Here is a 25215-nt window from a genome sequence, read left to right on the forward strand (position 1 = left end):
TACTTTTCATCCTTGAAAAGTAAGGCAATGCCTTTACAAAAATTATCTGCTCATACATTACATATGCGGCAATGCCATTCATCCTTAACCTATTCTTCTCGAATGGGGTCAGCTTTCACCCTGCCTTTTTCATTGCAAAATCCTTACCAAATAACAGCTTGTTTCTAAATGTAGAAACGGGTGTTTGATCTGCAATTAACTCGGCATACCACATGCCATCCTCCGTATCACCAAACAGAACCGCACCAATCACTTTGTCTTTTTGGATAATGATACGTTTATAAATTTGACGCTTATCATCATTGAGAATGATGTCTTCATAATCTTCTTTCGGTTCAAAATTCCCAGCAGAGAATACGTCGACACCGCTGACTTTTAACTGCGTTGGTACCGTCGGTGATTTAAAGGTTAAGCTGCCATGTTCAGCCAAATGTGTTGCACAGATGAATGCTTGTCCCCATAACGGCTCAACTAGACCAAAGGTTTGATTACGATGTTCGATGCATTCGCCCACAGCATAGATACTTGGATCAAAGGTTTGCATAGTATCATTCACCAAGATGCCTCGGTTACAACGCAATCCAGCACTTTGCGCCAAAGCAATATTCGGACGAATCCCAACGGCAAAAATCACCAAATCAGCATTCAACACAGTTCCATCTTTAAGTCGGACTTGACTGACGTGTCCCTCTTCGCCAATCAATGCTTCGGTATTGGCTTCCGTAATGATATTGATACCCTTTTGCTCAATACTATGGCGCAACATGCGGCTGGCACGACCATCCAACTGACGCTCCATAATACGATCCATCAGGTGTAGAACCGTCACATTCATACCACGTTGTTTCAACCCATAGGCCGCTTCCAGACCCAACAAACCACCACCAATCACCACCGCATTCTTTTTGCTTTCGCAATATTTGATCATGGTGTTGACATCATAAATATCACGGAAGCTAATCACGCCTTTTAAATCCACACCTTGCACAGGTGGAATAAACGGCGATGAACCAGTTGCAATGATCAAACGATCATAATCAACGCTTTCGCCTTTCTCGGTATGTACCACTTTACGAGTACGATCAATTTTGATCGCAGGATCATCCGCAATAAATTGAATCCCTTTGTCGCGATACCATGCATGTGGATGCAGCATGATGTCATCAATGGTTTTTTCACCTGAAAGCACTGGCGATAGCATAATGCGGTTGTAATTGCCCCAAGGCTCCTCACCGATCACGGTGACGTCATAACGATCTGGTGCCATATCCAATAAGTCTTCTAGGCAACGCATCCCCGCTAAACCATTGCCAATCAGCACCAGTTTCAGCTTTTCTTGCGCAGCGCCATTGTTGGTAATATAAGTCTTTTGCGGAACAGACCCGACCCAGACCCGACCATTTTCAATTTTGGTTGGAAAAACCAAGAGCTTTTGATCTTTATCTTCCAAACAACGGCCCGTCGCTAAGCTGAAATGTTGTTTATAAATCGGCGATGCAATCACACGCTCACCTTGTAAATCACCAATGATGCCGCGACACATCACATTGGCTTGGCTGAACGGATCCTTATTGCTGAGCGCATAAATTCGCTTTTCATGCCCGACACGGAACAGTGCAACCGATTGACCTTCAATTAGTGCGCCTACGCCTGTGTTTGGTGTGATGTCATCCAACGCACATACCTCAACCCATTGATTTTCTGGCAACATATCGATGTTCTTTAAACTGGTCATTTGAGTTCTCCTTATGCTTCAACCATTGGGATACGATCGACTGAGCGTTCAGCGTCATTCAAAGGGCGAATCTGGTCACGTACTTGGGTAAATTGAATATGTGGATCAGCTTGCTGTTCTGCACTGGCATTGATATAGGTTTGGAAACGTTTCCGAATCTCAGGGTCTTCAACCGCAGTACGCCATTCATCTTGATAAGTGCCAATCACATGGCTCATACGGCTTTCAAGCTCTTCAGCCAATCCTAAGGAATCATCGACAATCACTGATTTGAGGTAATCCAAACCACCTTCCATATTGTCACGCCATACGCTGGTACGTTGTAAACGATCTGCGGTTTGAATATAGAACATAAAGAAACGGTCGATATAACGAATCAATGTTTCGGTATCAAGATCTGACGCCAATAGCTCGGCATGGCGTGGTTTCATACCGCCATTTCCACAGACATATAAGTTCCAGCCTTTCTCGGTGGCAATCACCCCAACATCTTTACCTTGGGCTTCGGCACATTCACGGGTACAACCCGACACTGCCATTTTCAATTTATGTGGTGAACGTAAACCTTTATAGCGATTCTCAAGTTCAATCGCCAAGCCAACAGAATCATCAACACCATAACGACACCATGTACTACCGACACAAGATTTCACGGTACGTAAGGATTTACCGTACGCATGGCCAGATTCAAAACCTGCGGCATTGAGTTCTTCCCAAATAAATGGTAACTGATGGATTTGTGCACCAAATAAGTCAACCCGTTGTCCACCGGTAATTTTGGTATACAGGTTATATTTTTTGGCAATTTGACCGACAGCAATTAAGCCATCTGGTGTGACTTCCCCACCTGCCATACGCGGCACAACCGAGTATGAACCATCTTTTTGAATATTGCCCAAGTAGTAATCATTACTGTCTTGTAGACCTGCATGGCTTGGTTCCAGTACAAAATCATTCCAGCACGATGCCAAAATATTAGCCGCCATTGGTTTACAAATATCACAGCCTAAACCATGACCATGTTGATGAATCAAATCATCAAAAGTCTTGATTTCATTGACACGAACCAAGTGATAAATCTCTTGGCGTGAGTATGGGAAGTGTTCACAAACATGGTTATTGACCGTTACGCCTTGGCGTTGTAGCTCAGACTTCAACACTTGTGTGACTAAAGGTGCACAACCACCACAGGCTGTCGCTGCTTTGGTACATTTTTTCAAAGCACCCAAAGAGGTTGAACCATCACAAATCGCTTGGCAGATATCAGCTTTAGAAACGTTGTTACATGAACAAATGGTGGCACTATCAGGCAATAAATCGACACCACTGCCACCTGCTTTAGCGCCCGAATCAGCAAAGCCTGGCATGATCAAACTTTCAGGCGTTTCTGGTAGTGCCAGCCCATTCAGCATCATTTGTAGTAGGTCATTGTATTCTTTAGCATCACCGACCAAGACCGCACCGAGCAACTTGGTTTTATCTGCATCGACCACGATCTTTTTATAGACCAAGCTATCTTCATCGGCATAGAAATAGCTGAGTGAGTTTGGTGTCATGCCATGCGCATCACCGACAGAGGCAACATCAACCCCCATCAATTTCAACTTGGTGCTCATATCTGCACCCGCAAAACAATGGGTTTCTTCGGCTAGGATATGTTTTGCGGCAATACGTGCCATGTCATAACCTGGTGCGACCAGACCATAGATTTTGTTATCCCACAGCGCACATTCACCAATCGCATAGATATGTTGATCTGAGGTTTGGCAATAATCATTGATTTTAATCCCGCCACGCTCACCCAATGCCAATCCACTGAGTCGTGCCAATTCATCACGTGGGCGAATACCTGCCGAGAATAAAATAATGTCTGTTTCCAGCTCGCTGCCATCCGCAAACTTCATGACATGGGTTGCACTATCACCCGATTCAATACATTGTGTCGCTTTTTGGGTATGAACTTTGACCCCAAGATTTTCAATTTTACGGCGTAATATTTTACCGCCAAGATCATCAATTTGTACTGCCATCAAACGCGGAGCAAACTCCACTACATGGGTTTCCAGATTTAAATCACGCAGTGCTTTAGCCGCTTCAAGACCTAATAAGCCACCACCAATCACCACACCTGTTTTAGCATTTAAACTTGCAGCACGAATAGCGTCTAAATCCTCAATGGTACGATAGACAAAACAGTTTTCACGATCATTACCTGAGATCGGTGGAACAAAGGCATAAGAACCTGTAGCTAAGACCAGTTTGTCATAATGAATCACATCACCGAAATTGGTGGTCACTGTTTGCTCTGCTGCATTAATTTCCACCGCTTTGGTGTTCAGTCTGAGGTCAATACCATGTGCATCAGCGAAATCAAAACGTGCTAAGGATAAATCTTTGGCTGTTTTACCAGAGAAATATTCAGTCAAATGGACACGGTCATAGGCAATACGTGGTTCTTCAGCAAGGATGGTAATTTCTAGTTCATCATCAGCTTTCTCTAAGATGGCTTCGATGAATTTATGCCCCACCATACCGTGACCAATCATCACTAATTTCATTGTGTTTCTCCTCAAATCTAATCTTTGATTAAGCTGCGCTACTTTGTTCTGAACGACGTTCCAATACCGCCTGTTCAAACAGCTGTTGTTCTTTTTGTTTATGCTCTACCGAAAACCGAATGAGCATTACTGAGCTTGCAGCAATCACCACCAAGCCACCTAAAACCATTAAACAGGTTTGAAAATCGACCATTCCTTTTAGCAAGAATCCTGCTGCGACTGCACCGACATTGCCACCTGCACCAATAATGCCTGCCACGCCACCCAGCGCTTCACGATCAATAAATGGAACCAAAGCATAGGTTGCACCACACGCCATATGGGTGAACAACGCGAAGATGGTCATACTAAGAATTGCAAGGACTGCACTATTCATATGCGCGAATAGCATCAGGAATAGCCCTTCTCCCAAGATCAACAAAAACAAGATTTTGGTGCGTCCGTCCAACCCTTTTTTTAGCGCGACTTTGTCTGAAACAATACCGCCAAGCGCACGGGCAAACAGTGCCAGCAAACCAAAAACCCCAGCTGCCAGTCCTGCTTCTTTTAAGCCAAAGTTGAAGTGCTCGACGTAATACATCGCAATGATGTTGTGCATGAAGATCTCAATGCCGAAACATGCTGCATAAGAGCAGAATAGAATCCAGACCCGATAATTACGCGCCGCGTGCAGTAGGATTGCCATGCCACCTTTTTTATCGCTTCCCACCACCACACCTTGCGCGCGCAGTTCTTTAAAATCGCCTTGTGGACAGTCTTGGGTCAGCTTCCAATAAAGCACACCAACGATCACCATCATCACACCGGGCACAAGTAATGCAATTCTCCAGCCCATGGCTTGTTCAACACCGAACATCACTAAGGCCGCTAACAGTAAAGGCATCAAGGCTTGTGTCGCACCACCACCTGCGTTACCCCAACCCGCGGAAGCGGCATTCGCAGTTCCAACAACATTAGAGGCAAACATGACGCTGGTATGGTATTGCGTAATCACAAAGCTGGCGCCAATTGCGCCAATCAATAAGCGGAAGAACAGAAAAGACTCATAACTGTTTGCTGCAGCAACACCAAATACGGGAATACTTCCAAGTAGGAGTAAAGCGGTGTAAGTTTTACGTGGGCCGTATTTGTCACACAATGGGCCAACGATCAAACGAACCACAATCGTGATTGCGACAGCAGCAATGTTAATATTGGCAATCTGATCTTTGGTGAGATGAAACTCGCCCGCAATCACGGGCATTAAAGGTGCACAAGCAAACCAAGCAAAGAAACACACGAAGAAAGCAAGCCAACTCATGTGGAATGCGCGCATCGCAGGTGCAGAAAAGTTGAATAACTTAATTGATGTGGCTTTTTTCGCCGATAAATCTAAAGACATTGCCATCTCCCATACTGAACGTATCTTGTGTTGTTGACACATCACGCTGTATCAACAAACCGATCAGATCGGACATCGTTGGCCGTCTTACAATTTTGCAAGTCATCTTTGACTCAGAAAATAAATAGCAATTGCTGTGCCAAGTATGGGAATCAACCTACAAAAAACTATTAACCATTGTTTTATATCATATTTATACATTTTTAATTTATTAAGAAATATCATCAAGCGAGTTCTATCTGATACATTCAGTGCAACGCCCTGTTTTAAATCACAATCTGCACTGCTTCAAAACAACTCTTTTTACGCACCCAAACAGTGCAATACTCATTCTAGAATAGATAAATCCATTTTCTCCATTTCTTCTCTTCCTTCATAACGGTACAATAAAGCGCATAAACAATACGCCAATGGAGCGATTGCACCGAATAAGAAATCAAAACACGTTGACTGGCACTAATTTTGCTTCAAAAACAATACGCACAGCACTTTATATCTGTGCACAACCCACCGTTTGACCTAAATACTATGCCGAAACTCAAGATCGCACTTATTGATGACGACCAGGCTCGGGCTGAATACATAAAAAACTGTTTAATTGAACATGACTTTGATGTAGTTGCTTGTTTTACCCTCGATCATCTCAATATTTTTAAACTCGAACATCTTCAAGCGGACGTCATTCTGCTTGATATGGATCATCCTCATCGTGATGTGATTGAAAGTTGTGTCAGCAACTTTGACCTACCAACAGTCTTGTTTACCAAGAACACTGATAAAGACACCATTAAACAAGCCATTGATGCAGGGATTACCGCCTATATCGTCGATGGCATTGATCCCAGTCGCTTACACACCATTTTAGACATTTCGATTGAGCAATATAAAAAGCATAAAAAGCTGGAATGTGACCTCAAAGATGCCAAAACCAAACTTGCAGACCGTAAAGATGTTGAAAAAGCCAAAGTATTGCTGATGCAACTGCATGGCTTAAGTGAAGATACTGCCTTTCAATTACTCAGAAAAAATGCCATGAGCCATCGTATGACCATTGGAGAAATGGCTCGACGTTTACTGGATGCCCAACAGCTTTTAAATAATCAACTAAAGGATGAATAGATGAGCCATTTAGTCGAATTAAAGAAAGTAGAAAAAACCGAATTACAACTGGGCTATATTCCATTACTTGATTGTGTTGCATTACTCTGGGCTAAACAGCGTGGTTTTTTTGAAGAGGTCGGCTTAAATGTCAATTTAGTCAAAGAAGCATCTTGGGCCAGCCTACGTGATCGTTTAGCTTTTGGCTTACTCGATGCCGCGCATTGCCTGTCTGCCATGCTGCCAGCAGCAGCGGTCGGAACAGATCAAATCGGGATTCCACTGCAAACACCGTTAGTGCTCAGTGAAAACCGTGCCTTTATCAGCTTAAGTCAAAAGCTCTGTTATGCACTGGATATTCAGAAACAAGATTCTGCGGAAAGTTCAGCCAAGAAGCTGACGGATTATATTCACCAGCACCAAAACGTCTCTTTAGCACATGTATTCCAACACTCGATTCATCACTATTGTCTGAGAGAATGGTTAGCCTTGGCCGATCCTAAACTGGCGCAATCCATTCAAATGAAAACCCTGCCGCCTCCTTACATGGTTGAAGCGATCAGTAACCATCTCATAGATGGATTTTGTGTCGGAGAACCGTGGAATACTCAAGCCGAGTTACAAGGTTTAAGTCACCTCGTCTGTTCGAGTCAGCATATTATTCCCAATGTTGCAGATAAAGTCTTAGCGGTCACGCAGGAATGGGCGCAACAACACCCAGATACCTTGATTGCCTTAACCAGCGCGATCATGAAAGCCCAACATGAATTGCGACTGCTGGATGATTTCAGTCCAGTATGGCAACTTCTGATTGAATTTGATGTGATTCAATTCGATTGCTCGCCAGAAGTCCATGTTGAAAAATACTTCACCATCCAAAATATCATTCGGAATTTTGTACAAGCTAGTGCCGAACCTAAAGCACAAGATTTTGAATGGCTGTTTCAACAAATGCAGAAATGGAATGGCTTCGCACTCGATGAAACGACTTATCGTGATCAGGTACAAAACTGTTTACTCGCTGAAACCTTTCAAGCAGCTTCACTCCTGTCATAAAAGCAAAACTAAAAAAAAGCTGTCTTGACATAGCAAGACAGCTTTGAAAGACCCATAAGAGACTGCCCCAATCAAAAGCAAGCTCTTAAGTAGTGTTATCTTATTCAAAGTATGGATATCTTTTTCGGACATTTTTATGTCATTAACTGCCATCTCAAATGTGAAATTTCATCATTTCTGCCAACTGAATCATGCATATAAACGTTCAATCCATAATCACCAGAGTCAATACCATTCAAGGCAATATTTCGTTTGCTTTTCTCTGGTTGTATAGTCGCTAACAGTGGATCTGCAGATTTTTTCAACTTTAAGTGGAACATCTGCAAAAAAATTATTAATACATGAAAAAACAATATGTTATTATTTTAAAGTCAGAAGATTTTTCTTAATTAGCTACACAGCAATCCGTATTTTTGCGGGTATTTAAGTCAGGTCAATCGATATAAATCTAAATCATTTGACTGCTGAGTTACACAATTCCCATGAACGAAATGGGGTAATTCAGTTTAAAATGTTTAAAAATTAAATTACGTTGAATTTTGTCATATTTTAACATTGCCAATTCCTTGCAAAGTTTTCATTATATGCACCATGCTTGGTATGCAAATTTCTTCATCGATTAAAACAAATTATAAAAAAATTGCAGAATTTTGTGCCATAATAAGCAAACTTTGCAGACATCTTGCAAAAAACTTTTGCAGATTTAGAATTGGAGCAGGCTGAATGAGCTCAACCATTTTGGTGATTCACGGACCGAATTTGAACTTGCTAGGAAAGCGCGAACCAGAGGTTTATGGTTATCTCACTTTGGATGATATTAACCAGCAACTCACTGCTCAAGCTCAACACGCATCACTTACACTCGATTCTTTTCAAAGTAACTGGGAAGGTGCGATTGTCGATCGCATTCATCAAGCACAAACTGAGGGTGTGAAATTTATCATCATCAACCCTGCTGCCTTGACCCACACATCAGTTGCTTTACGCGATGCCTTACTTGGTGTTGCCATCCCCTATATTGAGGTTCATTTGTCAAATGTTCACGCCCGTGAATCATTCCGTCATCACTCATATTTATCAGATAAAGCCATTGGCGTAATTTGTGGCTTAGGTGCAAAGGGTTACTCCTTTGCTCTCGATTACGCTATCGAAAAAATTCAATCTTCTAACTAATTTTAAACACATTAGGAATGCTCACTCATGGATATCCGTAAAATCAAGAAACTCATCGATTTGATGATTGAATCTGACTTACAAGCGATTGAAGTTAAGGAAGGTGACCAATCCATCTCATTAACTCGTCCTACACCTGTGTATGCGGCAGCACCTGTTGCAGCAGCGCCAGCCGCTTCTGCTCCTGCGCCAGCAGCAAAAACCCCTCGTGGTGCTGTTGAAACTTCTCCAATGGTTGGTGTGTTCTATGCAGCACCGAGTCCAGGCGAAGCGCCATTTGTAAATGTAGGTCAAACAGTTTCTGCGGGTGAAACATTGGGGATCATCGAAGCGATGAAAATCATGAACCCGATTGAAGCGACTAAGAGCGGTGTCATTGAAGAAATTTTAGTGAAAAATGGTGAAGTGATCCAATTCGGTCAACCACTTTTCCGCTACCGTGCCTAATTAGTCTGGGGATTCCTATGTTGCAAAAAGTATTAATTGCAAACCGTGGTGAAATCGCTTTACGAATTACTCGGGCTTGTAAAACTCTTGGCATTAAAACAGTGGGTATCTATTCAGATGCCGATAAAGATTTAATGCACTTACGCTTCGTTGATGAAGCAGTATGTATCGGACCGGGCGCAAGTAGTGAAAGCTATTTAAATATTCCTGCAATTATTACTGCTGCGGAAATTACTGGTGCGGATGCCATCCACCCTGGTTATGGCTTTTTATCTGAAAATGCTGAATTCGCTGAAATTGTAGAAAGCTCCGGCTTTATCTTCATTGGCCCACGTCCTGAACATATTCGCCTGATGGGGAATAAGGTTTCTGCGATTATCGCCATGAAAAAGTCAGGTGTACCCACTGTACCAGGTTGCGACCATGCAGTAACCATTCACAATGCGCTTGCTGAAGCCAAAGAAATTGGCTTCCCATTGATCGTCAAAGCTGCTTCTGGTGGCGGTGGTCGTGGAATGCGTATCGTAGAGCGTGTTGATACCCTGCTTGAATCTGTTCAAGCGGCACAACGTGATGCTGAAATGTGGTTCGGTGATGATACAGTCTATATGGAACGTTTCTTACAGAAGCCGCGCCATGTCGAAGTACAAGTTCTCGGTGATGGTAATGGCCATGCAATCCATTTATATGATCGTGATTGTTCTTTACAACGTCGCCACCAAAAAGTACTGGAAGAAGCACCAGCTCCAAACTTACCAGAACAAGCACGTGCAGATATTCTTGAAGCCTGTGTCAATGCATGTAAGTTAATGCAATATCGTGGTGCTGGAACATTCGAGTTTTTATTTGAAGATGGTGAATTCTTCTTTATCGAGATGAATACTCGTGTTCAGGTGGAACATCCGGTCACTGAGATGGTGACAGGTGTTGATATTATTGAACAGCAACTTCGTATTGCAGCTGGTTTAGGTCTAGAACTTGAACAAGAGCAAATCGAAGTTAAAGGTCATGCGATTGAATGCCGTATCAATGCTGAAGATCCAACCACCTTCTTGCCATCTCCAGGGAAAATTGAAAGTTTCTATGCACCTGGTGGCGCAGGAATCCGTTTGGACTCACATATTTATCAAGGCTATAACATTCCACCTTACTACGATTCAATGATTGCAAAATTAATTGCGCATGGTAAAGATCGTGAAACCTCTTTGGCTCGTATGCGTCAAGCTTTAGATGAAATGATTCTAACCGGTATTAAGACCAATGTTCCATTGCATAAAGATCTGATCTTGAAGGATAAAAACTTCTGTGAACAGGCAATGGATATTCATTATCTTGAAAAACATTTGCTGAAACAGCTTGAACAACAAGCTGAAAAAGCCTAAATAAAAAAAGCCTCTTATTGAAGAGGCTTTTTTTATAACGCAATCAATTTAAGGTAAAACACGGCGTAGCGTTGCAAAGCATTTATCGCCTTTTTCACTGGCACAAAAATCGATGGTCGAATCATTCGCCCACTTCACGAAATATTGAGAAACCTCACCTGTTTGGTCTTGCTTTTGACCCGAACAGTCCATTTCATTATTGTCATATTTGATTTGTAAAATCAGTGCAGGTAATCGCTCTTTATGATCTTCGGATGGCTGATAGTCATATAAGCCATAAGACCATTCTTGCCCACTTTTAACCACAACATCGCTTGCGCCACGGAAATTATAGTACTCGACACATTTTTTATTGTTCGGAATTTCCATTCCCCACAACCCCATGATTTCTGGACGAGTAGTGACACGAATTGCATTCGCTTTGGCGATCTGCTGCGGTGTTATTGCCGCTTTGTCATTTACGACCGTCTCTGCCATAGTCCATGTTGAGCAAGCCCATAATAATCCAATAATATAAATATTTTTCATAGATTTAATTAAGTCGTCATCTTAACGGTGCATAGGCCTAAATTAGCATATTTTTGGATAAAAACATGCATTCATAACCATATAAACACAATATTTTTACCATATCATTTAATTGCTTAGTTTGGCATTTTTTCAGGTATGCTATTTTTCAACTTGTATGTAACTTTTTACTTTATAAAGATTTAGCTTTAGGGATAAAAGCCATGAAATTTTCAGAATATATACAGTACGATGGTCTTGGATTAGCCCAGCTCGTCAAAAACAAAGAGGTTCATCCTTCCGAGTTGCTTGAAATTGCATTGGAACGGAGCAATCAGGTCAATCCGAAACTGAATGCCATCATTATCCCAATGTACGAACAAGCCAAACAACGCGCGCAACAAAACCTGACAGGTACATTTGCTGGTGTTCCATTTTTAGTTAAAGACCTATTTCAAGAATATCAAGGTGTGCCCACCTCTTATGGCAGTCAAGCACTCAAAAAAATCAATTACACACCAGACTTTAATGCAGAAATTGTCAATCGTTGGGAGCAAGCTGGAATTGTTAGCTTTGGTCGCACCAACACCCCCGAATTTGGGATTAAAGGGATTACAGAACCAGATGCTTGGGGTGCATGCCACAATCCATGGAATTTAAAACATAATAGCGGTGGTTCTTCGGGTGGTGCAGCGTCTGCCGTTGCAGCTGGGTTAATACCAATTGCAGGTGCTGGCGATGGTGGTGGCTCAATTCGTATCCCAGCCTCTTATTGTGGTTTATTTGGATTAAAGCCAAGTCGTGGACGTACACCCTGGGGACCACAATTTAGTGAAGCCATGCACGGCGCTGCTATGCAACATGTACTCAGCAAAACCGTGCGAGATAGTGCAGCCATGCTGGATGCAGTGCAAGGTCCTGAACAAACTTCATTATTTCGAATTGAAGCCCCTGAACAAAAATATTTAGATGTTATTCAGCAAGCCCCTAAGAAACTCCGCATTGCCTTTAATACTCAATCACCGATTGGCAGCAAGATTTCTAAAGACGCCATCCAAGCCGTGCAACGAACAGCGAAGTTGTTGGAATCATTGGGTCATATTGTGGTTGAAGATCGTCCGCAAATTGATGGGTTGGAACTGGCAAAAGATTTCGTCACCACATGGTTCAGTCAGTTCTCCTATATGCAGAAACAAATCAAACAAATGGCAGGCGCGACTGATCGTGATTTTGAACTCGATTCGATTGCTTTGGCCGCTTTTGGAGCGAAGACCACGGCGACAGAATATATTCATACCTTAAATAATTGGGGGCTATACACTACCCAGATGAATATTTTCTTTGAAAATTATGACTTATACCTCACCCCAACCACGGCCTCAGTCGCACCAAAAAATGGTGAGGTTGCCACACCCGCTTGGCAGAAACCTATTCTAAAAGGCTTGTTAAAAGTTGGTAAAGCGCATTATCTGGCGCAAGGTAAACTGGTTGAGAAAATGGTGCAGGACAATTTAAGTTGGGTACCTTTTACCCAGCTCGCCAATGTAACAGGCCTACCTGCCATGTCAGTCCCTTTGTTCTGGAATAAACACGGTATGCCACTTGGTAGCCAGTTTATTGCACCTTTTGGACGTGAAGACCGCTTGTTGCAACTTGCTGCTCAACTAGAACAAGCACAACCGTGGCTGCCACAATATAAGAATATCCAAATCTAGCTTAACTTTTGGCTGCTGTTTCCGCTTGATTCGGCAGCCATAGCACTAGTAATAACCCAAACAAAACCACCACACTGGCACAGTAGAAAATTGTCGCACCTGAAAAAATTTGCCAATAGTGCCCTGCCAATAAACTTCCAGATGCTACTCCTAAGCCCCACATGGTGCTATATAAAGCTTGCCCTCGGCCTTGCTGCTCGGGTGTAAAGTTTTGGAAAATCACTTTCATGGCAATCAGGTGGAACAGGCCAAAACTAAAGGCATGCAAACATTGAGCAAGCAACTGCCCAAGATAATGGCTTTCCAAGATACCGACCAAGAACCAACGTAGACTGGTCAAAATCAGGCAAATTACCACCAATGTCCGCCACGAAAAGCGGGTAAAGAACAGCTTTTGCGCCACAGCAAACATGACGATTTCAGCAATCACCCCCATCGCCCATAAACTACCAATTTGTGTAGTGCTAAAGCCTATTTCTTTTAGATAGTTACTATAAAAGCTATAAAACGGCGCCAATGAAAACAGCAAAATAAATTCAATGCTAAAAAATGCCGCCACAATAGGTCGTTTTAAAATCGGCATTAGCGGTTCAAGTGTTTTTTGTGAACTTGGTGCATGCTCTGGTTCTTTGATACTAAACGACCAGAGAAAGGCCAAAAATGAAACCGAGAGCAATAAAATAGGCAACATTGAAATTGGAATGATTTCCAGCAATGCTCCAATTACAAATACCCCCACAATAAAGCCAACTGAACCCCATTTACGTACTTTGCCATAGAGTTCTGCACGTTTTTCGCCTAACCAAAATAAGGTCACACCTTCAAACTGCGCCAAGATGGCATTTTGGAAGAAGCTGAAAATCAGCATCAACAAAGCCACTGATTGGAAGCTATTCGGGATGACGAAGATGGCAAACCAGATACAGGCTTCCATCCATGTCGCAATACGGACCAAAAGCATTCGTTTCCCTGATTTATCGGCAATCCAGCCCCAAATCAGCGGTGCAAAAAAACGGGTAATAATCGCAATTGAAGAAAGAATACCAATCTCTTGATAATTAAAACCTTGGTCTTGTAGATACAGGTTCCAATACGGCATGAAGGTTCCGACTATGGCGTAGTAGAAGAAGTAGAAACCTGCGAGTCTGGTATTGATGGTTAGTGATGGCATTGATTCATTTTATTCGTTGGCTAAACCTGAAATAACGGCTTATATCGTTCTATTTGAAGCTTCAACTCGCATTCAAACATATATGCTTTCGTCATTCATACTGGCTTGTATCCAAGCATCATACCCCTAAACTATCTCGAATAATTGATCCGATGAACATAAATCCGAATATAGAGCCTGCGTTCATTTCTATGTGAATAATACTTCATCATTATTATTTATTTTCGCGTCCCACAAAACCATCTTTTGCGAAGACCCTAGCTCCAAAGTTTAAACTCTAAAAAAAACTTTTTAAATCATATATTCATCAGAGTAAATCATGGTCTACGGTGATCCCAAGCCATGATCGGATAAGAAATCCATGACTCATGTAGCTTTTCTTCTTTCCAAACATTTAGCATTGCTTCCGATGCGGGAAATAAATTAGAGGGTAAGTCTGATAAGCTAAACCAAGCCCATTTATCAAAAATATCTGGTTCGGTGACCACAATTTGCGCTTTCATCTTGTTATTGTGTAACTGACACGACAGCCCTACCGTAGTATTTACAACGGGCGAAGACTGATTAATAAGTAGCGTAAATGGTTTAATATTCTGTTCTTCTAATTTTAAGCCTGTTTCTTCAAACACTTCTCTTAGCGCTGATTGTTCATAACTTTCACCAGCTTCAATTTTTCCACCAGGAAAACACCAAGAAGCCTCTTCACCCGCTTTAATACGCAAGCCCAATAAGACCTGATCTATATCATCAAATATCATCACGCCAACACCGACTATAGGTGCTAAATTTAAATTCTCAATCATCATATATTACCTGTGCAATACTTTTTATCTGGACTAAGTTATTTGAGATCCTATACAGAATATCAGCACTATTATGGTGACTTACGATTGCAGTAATAATACTAACGGAAAAGAACACCTCAATATAATTTTCCCATCATAAAAAATAGCATTCAAGCCAGATCTGCTAACCCGTTTTCATCACCAATCTGGTAACTCCATTCACAATCATATCAATTGCAATTGTGCCAATAAGCAATGCCGCCAACCGGCCAACAATGTCAAAATAACGATCAATATATTTAGCATGCTTATAACGCAAATGATCATGCGAGAGTTTCATCACGATTAATACACTACATGTTAAAAAAAGCGTACATGCAATCACAATTGCTGCTTCAGCCATTGACATGCTCATGCCTGTTACAACGGCAGCACTGATTGTTCCAGGGCCAATCATAAAAGGCATAGCCACTGTACCCGCTAAATGCTCTGGAGCACCTCGCATTTCGCCAATCGTATCCGCCCCTTGGAAAACATAGCGATAGCCAATGACCAAAAAAATAAGGCCACCAAATATCTGGAACGATTCAAATCGGACATTTAAATACTTACTAAAAATTGCCTCTCCTCCCCAAGCAAAAAGTATAAACACAACATAAGCAATCAACCCACCTTGTATCAGTGCACGATTAAATATTTTGGTCTCTGTATGTCGAATCAATCCAATCATATAAATACTCATCAGAAAGGGATTCAACAATGAGAAAAATAAGAGAAATGTGCTCAGATAAGAAGAGGTCATCGCCCCACACTCCAATGCGTCTTCAAGAGGTTAATCAACTTTCTACGGAAGATTGAGTCCATACAGTTGTTTGCAAGTGATTAAAAGTTATAAACAAACATGACATTCAGCAGCTTGTTCCACTGACCATCATCGCCGCCCGCTAATGAGTTTGCAGTTCCTCCAATAAATGGGTCATTTTTACTGGTGATATATTCGGAATAAAGCGAGATCTTCTTATAGTTCCAAGCTGCGCCGATGATATTACGTTGTGAGTTTTTATAATTCTGCTCATCTTTATTCAATCCACTCAAGACCACATAAGGCGTAACATTTAGTCCATTTATGACATCCTTAAAGGTATAATTCACATCCACGGAATAAAAAGTGCCACTATTTGCAATGTTGTACGCAGTATCAAATGAACCAAATGTGGAGTAATTAGAGATTGCATCCTTGTTATCAATTTTGATCTGTCCAGCAGTCAGGGTTATTCCCAGGTTCTGATAGTTGAGCGTATTAAATAATGACCAAGCTTTACGATTGCCGTCTTTATGATTCTGTTGATTCTCAAGTGTTGAATACCAATAACTTCCGCCAACAGCCATATCTAAGTCATCATTATTGAAAAAGCTAAGCTCTTGTTTGGCTCTCATTACAAACATATTTTTTTCTTTTAAACTTGTCATTTCAGAATCATTGGTTTTCACCATATTGGCGGAATAACGAGCCGTATCTTTATCTGCGGTCCCAGTATAATGACCACCATCGCGAGAAAAGTATGCTAAATCAATCTTAGTGGCTGAAGGTAATTCAATATGATAATTAATCCCTAGATTGAGTACATCTTGAAGCCCCATTGTATAATTGAGTCCTGCATAAAAGCTGCTATCCCAAAACCGACTAGGACCAAAAGGTACAGGCTGTAAGCCCAGTGTAATATGATCTGTACTGTTTAAACGATAACCCGCATAGGCCGACACTAAGGTTGAAAAGTCACATAATTCAGACCATTGATAACAACGCCACTGTACACTCCCAAATACTTTAGGTGATTCATAAGCGATATTCACAATCGCAGCATCAAACTTAATACTATTATCCGAGTCAATATTTGGACCATAATCTTTATAATTATATTTGGCTCGCAATGCACCTGAAACCGTCACAGCACCTGTATCAGTTTTTGGGTCACCCAAAGTCATTGCGGCAAAACTAGGAAGTGTCACCCCAGCTGCAAATAATCCTACACTTAACTTGCTAAATACGGTATGCATTCATATCTCCTTGTATAGATGTTGGTGAGAAATCTGTGGTTATTTCTCCCTCATTTTTAATCAAGAGACTTTGCTCATATGAGTCATAATCTAAAAAAACCAACACTGAAAATTAATTTTCAGCTTAAAAGTGGTGGAATTAAGTTCAAGATAAACCATGTATTTCTTTCCAATTACCTGGATATACTACGTAACCAAAGCAGGCATGCCCACCATAAATAAGTTCTGTACCCTCAGGTATCCAGAGCATCTGCCCTGGCCGAACTTCGCACTTCTGTCCATTTGCAGTGAGTTCAAAACAGCCTTCAATGACAAAAATGACTTCGTCATAAAGTAACTTCCAACTCACTTCCGCCCCTTCCCAACGTGCAAAACCGATACCCATATTTGGAGAAACATCGGCTCCTAATGCTCTAGCAACATAAGCAGTACCTTGAGGTGTTTCACCACGTAGGTTAAAAATCAATTGTTTACTATCAACTAAACGAACTTCACTCATTATCTTTTACCTTACAATTCACTACGGCTACGCCATTTTTCAAATCGAATACGAGTCTTCACGCCTAGACCTAAAAATGGTTCAGGTGGGTTTAAACTGGGCATACCTGTCACAAATTGAATATCACTTAGCGCTTGAGAGTCTGCACCTACAACCAAATCAGCTAAAAGCGTTCCTGAAATTGTGCCCCAAGCTGCTCCAACACCATTGTCACAAGCACTGGCATAAACACCATCTTCTAATTCACCAAAGAAATTGGTGAAGTTACGAGAAATTGCGTAAATACCGCCCCAAGTATGCGTAAATGGCACATCAGCTAACTCTGGATAACGTGCTAAAAAGGCTTTACGATGATCAGCCTGTATCCAGTGCCGATTATCATCACTGACATTGGCACCGTATTTCGGTACATGTTTATAAGTATTGCGGATCAAGATACGACGATCTGCTGTCATACGTAATGTTGTTCCAGCATGATCTGCTGGTGTTAGCCCCCAATCCAACTCACCCAGATAAATATTCATTTCTTGGTCTGTCAGTGGACGTGTCCAACTCGCAAAGGTCATGACGGGTAATAAGCGATTTTTCAAATATCCAAATTCACGCGTGAAAATACTTGTTGCTAGAAGGATTTTTGGCGTGATAATTAGGCCATGATCACCTTCTAATACCCATTGGTTATTATTTCGTTTTAAATCACGGATTGGTGATTGCTCTAATAATTCAACATTAGCTGGTAGATTATCGCCCATACCTCTTACTAGAGCTGCTGGTTGCATTAAGTAAGAACCTGGGGTAAAAATTGCACGACTATAAAAATCTGTTCCTAATACTTTTTTCAGCTCGGCCTTTTCAACCCAACGATAGGGTTCACCTAAATCTTTCATCAAATGTTCAAAATGATTGAGATGAGCTTCACCTCTTTCACCTACCGCACCTTGATATTTACCTGCTGCCGACCACTGACAATCAATATTATGGCGCTCTACCAAACCTTGTAATTGTGCAATTGCAGATCGGTTTAGACTTAACAACTTTTGCTTATGCGAAGGATCTGGATGTGATAATGCAAATTTATGGGGTAAATCAATTACAAACCCTGAATTACGACCTGAAGCACCTTCAGCCACACGCTGTGCATCTACTAGAATAATACGGGCATTCGGATTGAGTTCTGCCAATCTACGAGCTGCAGCTAATCCAGCAAAACCCGCTCCAATAATGGCATAGTCTGCTTTTTGTGGACCGATTAACTTTTTAGCAGGACCCGCTGGAGGCAATGCTGCATACCAACCACAGGTACGATCATCATTTGGTAAAGCAATCATTTTGTTATTCCTTTAACTTAAACTGTGGATGAACAGGAATCTAGTTTTTCAAGCCACTCAGTACGATGATGTTGCAATTGGCGTCCGAGTAAGGCAAAGCCTGTTAACCTGCCTTGTTCATTGTAGAAACCAGCAGCAAACTCTCCGTCATGTTGTTCCACTCTCCACTCACCTATCCCCATCGCAGGTAAGACTGATAACGGCAAAATTGGAGTTTTTACTAAAACTGGTGTTGATTTCAGATCTGCATCAGTTGACTGACCTAAAAGGTTATTCACCAATGCTGGTAATGCTTGCGTGATTGGATTGATATAAGGTGCCCACTGACCATTCACTTCCGCACAATCTCCCAAAGCAAAAATCGCAGGGTCGCTACTGCGGTGATCTAGTCCCGTACAGATTCCGCGTGCTGTTTCTAGACCAGCGGCTTGAGCAAGTACAATATTTGGTCTTAAACCGACTGCACTTAATACCAAGTCAGTTTCAACGGATTGACCATCCTGGAGAGTTAATTGGTAATGACCATTAGCTGAATGAATAGAACGGATACTATTTTGTAATTTCCACTCTACGCCTAACTCACTTAGCGCATTTTGTAATGCATGACCTAGAGGTTCTGGAATAAGACGTTCCATCGCCCATTTACCTAGCCCAACAACGGTAACTTTGACACCGTGTGCAGCTAAATCATTAGCGAACTCACAACCAATCAGACCATCTCCAAGAATTGTGACATGTTGTTTATTTGATAATTGCTGACGAAAACGGCAATAATCCGCGAGGTCATTTACGCTTATAGTTGCCGTAGAATCGCCATCAATCGGAATGACAGCTGGTGTTGCACCTGTAGCAAGTACGAGTCTGCCGTAAGGATAATTACCAATTGTGGTTTGAAGCTTTTTATTTTCCCGATCAATATGAGTCACTTTGGTATGTGGATAAACGCGGATATTTAAACGTTGTTCCCAGCTCAGAACAGATTCACGAACTAGACTATCTCCATCTTTACCCAATGCTAAAGCATTAGATAAAGATGGTTTGCTATATAAAGCCCCATCATCAGCAGTAAATACGGTAATAGACAAGTCTGCAGATTTGGCACGTAAAGCAGAAGCCAATTGATAACCCGCATGACCGCTACCAATAATCACCACGGGCTCAATCAATGCAGCTGCTACTTGAGGGATTTCGTCCTCCTCAACATCTGTGATATCGAGCATTTCAAAATCAGCTTTACCCACCTGACACTCTGGACACATCCAGTCATCAGGAACATCTTCCCACTTCGTTCCTGGTGCTATCCCATCATCAGGCCAGCCTTTCGCTTCATCATAGATCCAGCCACAGACAATACATAACCACTTTCTCATCCTGTCTATTTCCTTATTTCTTACACATTACACGCTATGTCTCAAACGAATAGCGATGTTACGAGTCTGAACATAACTGTAGATGGCTTCCTGCCCTTTTTCACGACCAAAACCTGATAAGCCCACGCCACCAAACGGTGTTTCAATACCACCTGCAAACCATTCGTTAATAAAGACCTGACCAGCAATAAGACGATTTGCAACTCGAAGTGTTTGATTTAGATTTTCACCAAACACACCAGCAACAAGACCGAAGTCCGTGCCATTAGCAATTGCAACTGCTTGGTCTTCATCATCAAAAGGCATGATCACCATGACTGGACCAAACACTTCTTCCTGAGCAATCGACATGTCATCTTTTGCTTCAATAATCGTAGGTAAGACAAAATAGCCGTCTAGATCTGCTGCTCTACCACCTGTTAAGATTTTTGCACCTTCTTCACGCGCTTTATCAATCATGGCAAGAATCTGTTGCTGCTGATCTTTAGAAACAACTGGTGTAAGTTCGGCATTACTTTCACCAATTCCTATTGTTAGGCTTTCTGCAAGATTAACGACCGCTGCTTTAACTTCTTCATAGCGACTACGGTGTACTAATAACCGTGACATTGCTGAGCAGACTTGCCCTGAGTTATAAAAAATTCCGACTTTAACACTACGTAGTAACTGTTCTAAATCAACATCTGCAAAAGCGATAGCCGCTGACTTACCACCCAACTCCATTACAGCAGGTGTTGCACGTTCAGCCGCATCTTTCAAAATGTGTTGGCCTGTTGCAACGGAACCCGTGAATACAATCTGATTGGTCTCTTGGTGTTTAACCAGATGAGTACCCACTTCGGAGCCTTTACCGCACAGTAAGTTCACTGCACCTTGTGGAAAACCAGCTTGCTCAATGGCTTTGATGAGTAAAACCATTCCTAAAGGCGAAACTTCGGGTGACTTGATCACCACGGCATTACCAGCTGCTAAAGCTGGTGCAAGTGAACGTGCACAGATCGAAACAGGAAAGTTCCAAGGTACGATCTGAACCGATACACCCATTGGAATATACGAAGTGAAATCAATATAATCTTTACCTAAAGGGACTGAGATTCCTTCAATTTTATCTGCCATACCTGCGTAGTATTCAAAATAACGAGCTGCTTCATCGAATTCTTCACGTGCCGTATCAACATTTTTACCGTTTTCACGACATAGGATTAATGCGCCCTCTTCTGCAATTTCACGAATTGCTTCTGCTGCTTTTAACATCCAAGTTGTACGTTGTGCAGGACGTACATCAATTAGTGCACCACTGTTTACACAACCTCTAGCCGCAGCCATTGCTGCGTCTGCATCTTCGATACTTGCACGTGCTACGGTTGCAAAAACATGAGCTGTTGCAGGGTTGATCACCTCAAATTGGCGTGCAGCATCTCGCCACTGACCATTCACATAGTTCAGGTAATGTTGCATGTTATGCCTCCAACGCAGCTTTGGCCTGAGTTGCTAACCACTTTTGAAAAAAGTGTGTTGGTAAATCCATTTCAGGAGAAAAAACCCCTCCACCAAAACCTGGTGAATGACGACCTTTCTGCATGTTTTCGACAGCAAAAACATCTTCAGCAAAAACTACCTTCCATGATTCCAATGTTGCTTCACGGCATGCATCATATTTGGCATTTAGAGACTCATCGCTGACGTAATATAGACGAAGCCTTTCTATGGTCTGTTCTGGCGCAATTGGATCAATCATCATGGCAAATGCATGATCAGCTTGAATACCTAACAATACGTTTGGAAATACAGCAACATATTCTGCATGGCGTAATTGTTCTTCAGGCCAAGTTGGGAATTTTGGTAAATGGGTGCCTGCTGTCGCTGATAGGTTATATTTATAACTACCCTGACCTGCAAAGCGATCTTCAAACATAATGTTGTAATGATCTTCAAGTTTGGAGTAAGTATTTAGCGCTGGATGTACCCAAGGCAAATGATAGGCTTCGCAATAATTTTCAACAGTCAACTTCCAATTGCTTTTTACTGGAAGTTCAAAATGTGAACCCACATTACTACTGCGGATGAGCTCTAAACCGTTTTCACCTAGGAAAGGTTTCCAACGCTCCACCAACGGTGCAATATGCGATTCAAATGTTGCGGCATCGCCAGAAATATTAACGAAGACCATATCCATCCAAATTGCTGAACGAAGTGCCTTTAAACCATGTTTTTCACACTTAAAACGTTCATCTTTGTGCTGGCCAATTCCACCGACATGTGGAGTACCTTTTAAATTACCATTCAGGTCATAGCTCCATGAATGATATGGACAGCGAATAACGCCTTCAATCGCACCTTGATCATGTACCAGTTGCATGCCACGATGGCTGCATACATTATGAAATACTTGAACTAAGCCATCACGGTTACGCATCATAACCAATGGCATACCCATAAAATTCACCGGCTTTACATAACTATTTTTAGGTAAATCCGAAGCAAAACCCACACACACCCATGTTTTACTTAAAATATTGTCGCGTTCGAAGTTAAAATATTCATTGCTGGTATAAGCTAAATTTGGCATACCATTAGATTCAGTAATTGGATTTAAAACATTATCAACTTGCTGAACCGTAATTAATTGTTGGCTAACTCGACTATTCATCTGATGATCTCCCTTATATTTGAATGAATGCAGAACTCCCTGCGCTGAGATGATTTGCACACTCTGCTATTTCTTTGGAGATTGTGTTAAATATCGAGTTGTCTCACAAACGACTTTTTAGCTAGGTATCTATGAGTTTTAATCATGCTCTTCAGATTTATTTTTTATGATCAAATTAAATATTAAAAAATAGAGTTCTTTGAAAAATCGAAGAATGATCCATCATTAATAAAAAATTGTTGTTGAAATTCCCTTATTAGAATGAGGGGGATTCTTCATATAAATTCTCTCCCGCTTGCGCGTAACGACGCTCATCCATTTAAAAAAGAAAAGTAACTTTCATTGCGGATTCAATACAGCTCAAAAATGACTTATGCAAGAGCTCTAATCATCTTCCATGATTAAAACTCACTGATGAATGAGAATAAATCAGTTGAGTGTTCTTCCTCCTCATTACTACTCTGTATTATTCGCATCTGATAGCTAATAGTTTTTAGCTATTTGCAACGCATCCAAGGAGGAGTTATGCGTATAACAACAGGGGCTACTGATTCTCATTCAGTCGTTTCAATAATTTCAAAAGTATTTGTAGTTGCATTCGTTATATTTTGTGCTGTTTTCGCAGATTCCGCGGGAAAAATATTCGCCGATCTCTCCAGTGTTTTATTACACAATATGAAGTGGTTTATTTTGTCTTCTGTGTCGGCAATGTGCTTTTTCCTGCTGTATGTGATGTGTAGCAGATACGGCTTACTTAAAATCGGGAAAGATACAGATCAACCTGAATATAGCTATTTTGCATGGATCTCCATGCTATTTTCTTGCGCTATGGGAGTTGGTTTGGTGTTTTGGGGTGTCGCCGAACCGATGAACCACTATGCAAGCAACCCTTTTACCAAAGGCTTAACCGATGAAGCAGCCAGTATGGCAATGCAAATTTCCTATTTTCATTGGGGTTTACACGCCTGGTCCATTTATTGTTTAGCCGCTTTAGCCATTGCCTACTTTTCATTTCGCAAAGGCTTACCCTTTTCATTACGTTCAATTTTGCATCCTATTATTGGCGATCGTATTTATGGCCCAATCGGGCATATCGTTGACATACTTGTGATTATTATTACAACCTTCGGCATTTCACAAACACTCGCCATCGGTGTATTACAGATTAATGCAGGCTTGCATAAAGTTTTTGATATAGAAGTCAGCGTTACTGTTCAATTTATTCTCATGATTTCATTGTCGAGTATCGCAACCTTCTCAGTTGTGCGTGGTATTGGCACAGGTATGCGCCGTCTTTCAGAAGTTAATATTATCTTATCCATCCTACTCATTTTGATTCTGATGTTTATCGGCCCTGCACGCTATATCACCAATTCATATATCGAAGGCATTGGCAACTATACATCGCACTTTATTGGGATGAGTTTATGGAGTGATGCCCAAAAAGATTCAGAATGGCAAAACTGGTGGACCGCTTTCTACTGGTTATGGTGGCCAACATGGGCCCCATTTGTAGGGATGTTTATTGCCAAAATTTCTAAAGGACGTACCATTCGCCAACTCATTTCAGGTGTGCTGATTGTTCCAACCTTAGTGACTTTCTTTTGGTTTGCAGTATTTGGTGGTTCAGCCCTCAAAATTGAACAAGATGTTCGTAAAAGTTTTGAACAACAAACCGCATTGATTGAAAATCAAATCGCACCATCTACAGACACGATGGTATCTCAAGCATCAACAATCTCACCTGCTGCTGTTGAATTTAAGGGTGGACCCATTGTAAAAGCAACTCAGCAAGATAATACACTGGCTGTATTTGAATTATTTAATGCCATAGATAGTGGATTATTCGGATCAATCCTCAGTATGGCGACTTGTCTGTTACTGATTACCTATCTCGTGACTTCTCAAGATGCGGGTACTCATGTGCTGTGTTTTCTAGATACGCGCTCCGAAAAGGATACACCGATCCGTATTCGAATCATTTGGTGTCTATTCGTTACCGCAATTAGTTTAGGTTTACTCTATGCAGGTGGCCTAAAAACAATTCAAGCCGCTGTTATTCTATTTGGCTTTCCAATTATCGTTTTCCTCACCATTTCAATGTTTGCCTTAATGAAGGCATTTAAACAGGAAGACATTGCCAATATTGCGGTTGTAGCAAAGCATCCTCCATGTGAACCAAAAGATTAAATTCTTTAGTTTGATACGAGGACATCGCAAGGAGAAGCATTCTAAAAATGATTCTCCTTAAAAAATTAAAATAGCGCTTTAAGAACTTATCCAAGAAACAACTTAATAGCAG

20 protein-coding genes and 1 pseudogene are annotated in these 25215 nt (G+C 41.5%); 7 read left to right on the forward strand and 14 right to left on the reverse strand.

Annotated elements, in window-relative coordinates; genetic code table 11:
- Positions 1 to 115: 115 nt before the first annotated feature.
- From nirD to V6E90_RS08035, 3 genes are read right to left on the reverse strand one after another with little or no spacing between them, the layout of a single operon-like run.
- Positions 116 to 1735: a nitrite reductase small subunit NirD gene (gene nirD, locus V6E90_RS08025; protein WP_332605035.1), complete on the reverse strand. Its 1620-nt coding sequence runs from the start codon at positions 1733 to 1735 to the stop codon at positions 116 to 118.
- Between the two features lie 11 nt (positions 1736 to 1746).
- Positions 1747 to 4293 (reverse strand): nitrite reductase large subunit NirB, encoded by a 2547-nt coding sequence (gene nirB / locus V6E90_RS08030; protein WP_332605036.1) that lies wholly within the window; start codon positions 4291 to 4293, stop codon positions 1747 to 1749.
- Positions 4294 to 4321: 28 nt separating this feature from the next.
- Positions 4322 to 5674, reverse strand: coding sequence for an MFS transporter (locus V6E90_RS08035; RefSeq protein ID WP_023269907.1), 1353 nt, complete (start codon positions 5672 to 5674; stop codon positions 4322 to 4324).
- 528 nt (positions 5675 to 6202) lie between these two features.
- Here V6E90_RS08035 and V6E90_RS08040 point away from each other — a divergent pair.
- The 5 genes from V6E90_RS08040 (at position 6203) to accC (ending at position 10830) form a co-directional block, all read left to right on the forward strand.
- Complete coding sequence (locus tag V6E90_RS08040; protein ID WP_016540322.1) at positions 6203 to 6793, forward strand: ANTAR domain-containing response regulator; 591 nt, start codon at positions 6203 to 6205, stop codon at positions 6791 to 6793.
- The gene (locus V6E90_RS08045; RefSeq protein WP_332605037.1) at positions 6794 to 7828 is read left to right on the forward strand and encodes an ABC transporter substrate-binding protein; all 1035 of its coding nucleotides are present in this window, start codon (positions 6794 to 6796) and stop codon (positions 7826 to 7828) included.
- Positions 7829 to 8551: 723 nt separating this feature from the next.
- Complete coding sequence (gene aroQ, locus V6E90_RS08050; RefSeq protein ID WP_332605038.1) at positions 8552 to 9001, forward strand: type II 3-dehydroquinate dehydratase; 450 nt, start codon at positions 8552 to 8554, stop codon at positions 8999 to 9001.
- Between the two features lie 27 nt (positions 9002 to 9028).
- Positions 9029 to 9448, forward strand: coding sequence for an acetyl-CoA carboxylase biotin carboxyl carrier protein (gene accB, locus V6E90_RS08055; protein ID WP_251117176.1), 420 nt, complete (start codon positions 9029 to 9031; stop codon positions 9446 to 9448).
- A gap of 17 nt (positions 9449 to 9465) precedes the next feature.
- Positions 9466 to 10830, forward strand: a complete 1365-nt coding sequence (gene accC, locus V6E90_RS08060; RefSeq protein ID WP_016540326.1) for an acetyl-CoA carboxylase biotin carboxylase subunit — start codon at positions 9466 to 9468, stop codon at positions 10828 to 10830.
- Positions 10831 to 10878: 48 nt separating this feature from the next.
- On the opposite strand, the gene V6E90_RS08065 is transcribed toward accC, so the two are convergent.
- Entirely contained in the window at positions 10879 to 11358 is a 480-nt protein-coding gene (locus V6E90_RS08065; RefSeq protein WP_065343821.1) for a hypothetical protein, read from the reverse strand.
- A gap of 203 nt (positions 11359 to 11561) precedes the next feature.
- On the opposite strand from V6E90_RS08065, the gene V6E90_RS08070 reads away from it, so the two are divergent.
- Positions 11562 to 13052 (forward strand): amidase, encoded by a 1491-nt coding sequence (locus V6E90_RS08070; protein ID WP_332605039.1) that lies wholly within the window; start codon positions 11562 to 11564, stop codon positions 13050 to 13052.
- A 1-nt stretch (position 13053) separates the two neighbouring features.
- On the opposite strand, the gene V6E90_RS08075 is transcribed toward V6E90_RS08070, so the two are convergent.
- The 10 genes and pseudogenes from V6E90_RS08075 to V6E90_RS08120 all read right to left on the reverse strand — a co-directional run bounded on the left by V6E90_RS08075 (position 13054) and on the right by V6E90_RS08120 (position 22913).
- Positions 13054 to 14223 (reverse strand): MFS transporter, encoded by a 1170-nt coding sequence (locus V6E90_RS08075; protein WP_332605040.1) that lies wholly within the window; start codon positions 14221 to 14223, stop codon positions 13054 to 13056.
- A 317-nt stretch (positions 14224 to 14540) separates the two neighbouring features.
- On the reverse strand, positions 14541 to 15029 hold the full coding sequence (locus V6E90_RS08080) for a nucleotide triphosphate diphosphatase NUDT15 (RefSeq protein ID WP_332605041.1): 489 nt from the start codon (positions 15027 to 15029) through the stop codon (positions 14541 to 14543).
- Positions 15030 to 15192: 163 nt separating this feature from the next.
- Positions 15193 to 15810 carry a MarC family protein gene (locus V6E90_RS08085; RefSeq protein ID WP_065343817.1) on the reverse strand — a complete coding sequence of 206 codons (618 nt, stop codon included), beginning with the start codon at positions 15808 to 15810 and terminating at the stop codon, positions 15193 to 15195.
- An 80-nt stretch (positions 15811 to 15890) separates the two neighbouring features.
- Positions 15891 to 17066 (reverse strand): hypothetical protein, encoded by a 1176-nt coding sequence (locus V6E90_RS08090; protein WP_332605042.1) that lies wholly within the window; start codon positions 17064 to 17066, stop codon positions 15891 to 15893.
- A gap of 145 nt (positions 17067 to 17211) precedes the next feature.
- Positions 17212 to 17565 (reverse strand): ethanolamine utilization protein EutQ, encoded by a 354-nt coding sequence (locus V6E90_RS08095; RefSeq protein WP_332605043.1) that lies wholly within the window; start codon positions 17563 to 17565, stop codon positions 17212 to 17214.
- An 11-nt stretch (positions 17566 to 17576) separates the two neighbouring features.
- Positions 17577 to 18893 carry an NAD(P)/FAD-dependent oxidoreductase gene (locus V6E90_RS08100; protein WP_332605044.1) on the reverse strand — a complete coding sequence of 439 codons (1317 nt, stop codon included), beginning with the start codon at positions 18891 to 18893 and terminating at the stop codon, positions 17577 to 17579.
- Between the two features lie 17 nt (positions 18894 to 18910).
- Positions 18911 to 20113 (reverse strand): FAD-dependent oxidoreductase, encoded by a 1203-nt coding sequence (locus V6E90_RS08105; protein ID WP_332605085.1) that lies wholly within the window; start codon positions 20111 to 20113, stop codon positions 18911 to 18913.
- Positions 20102 to 20263 (reverse strand): annotated as a pseudogene (locus tag V6E90_RS08110) (rubredoxin); the annotation flags it as partial. The pseudogene V6E90_RS08110 and the gene V6E90_RS08105, both read right to left, overlap by 12 nt.
- Before the next feature lie 27 nt (positions 20264 to 20290).
- Positions 20291 to 21721 (reverse strand): aldehyde dehydrogenase family protein, encoded by a 1431-nt coding sequence (locus tag V6E90_RS08115; RefSeq protein WP_332605045.1) that lies wholly within the window; start codon positions 21719 to 21721, stop codon positions 20291 to 20293.
- Between the two features lies 1 nt (position 21722).
- Complete coding sequence (locus V6E90_RS08120; RefSeq protein ID WP_278491835.1) at positions 21723 to 22913, reverse strand: aromatic ring-hydroxylating oxygenase subunit alpha; 1191 nt, start codon at positions 22911 to 22913, stop codon at positions 21723 to 21725.
- Positions 22914 to 23438: 525 nt separating this feature from the next.
- Here V6E90_RS08120 and V6E90_RS08125 point away from each other — a divergent pair.
- Positions 23439 to 25103, forward strand: coding sequence for a BCCT family transporter (locus V6E90_RS08125; protein WP_016660227.1), 1665 nt, complete (start codon positions 23439 to 23441; stop codon positions 25101 to 25103).
- Positions 25104 to 25215: the final 112 nt, after the last annotated feature.

The sequence above is a fragment of the Acinetobacter sp. ESBL14 genome, assembly GCF_036668815.1.
In the GTDB taxonomy this organism is placed as follows: Bacteria; Pseudomonadota; Gammaproteobacteria; order Pseudomonadales; family Moraxellaceae; genus Acinetobacter; species Acinetobacter gyllenbergii.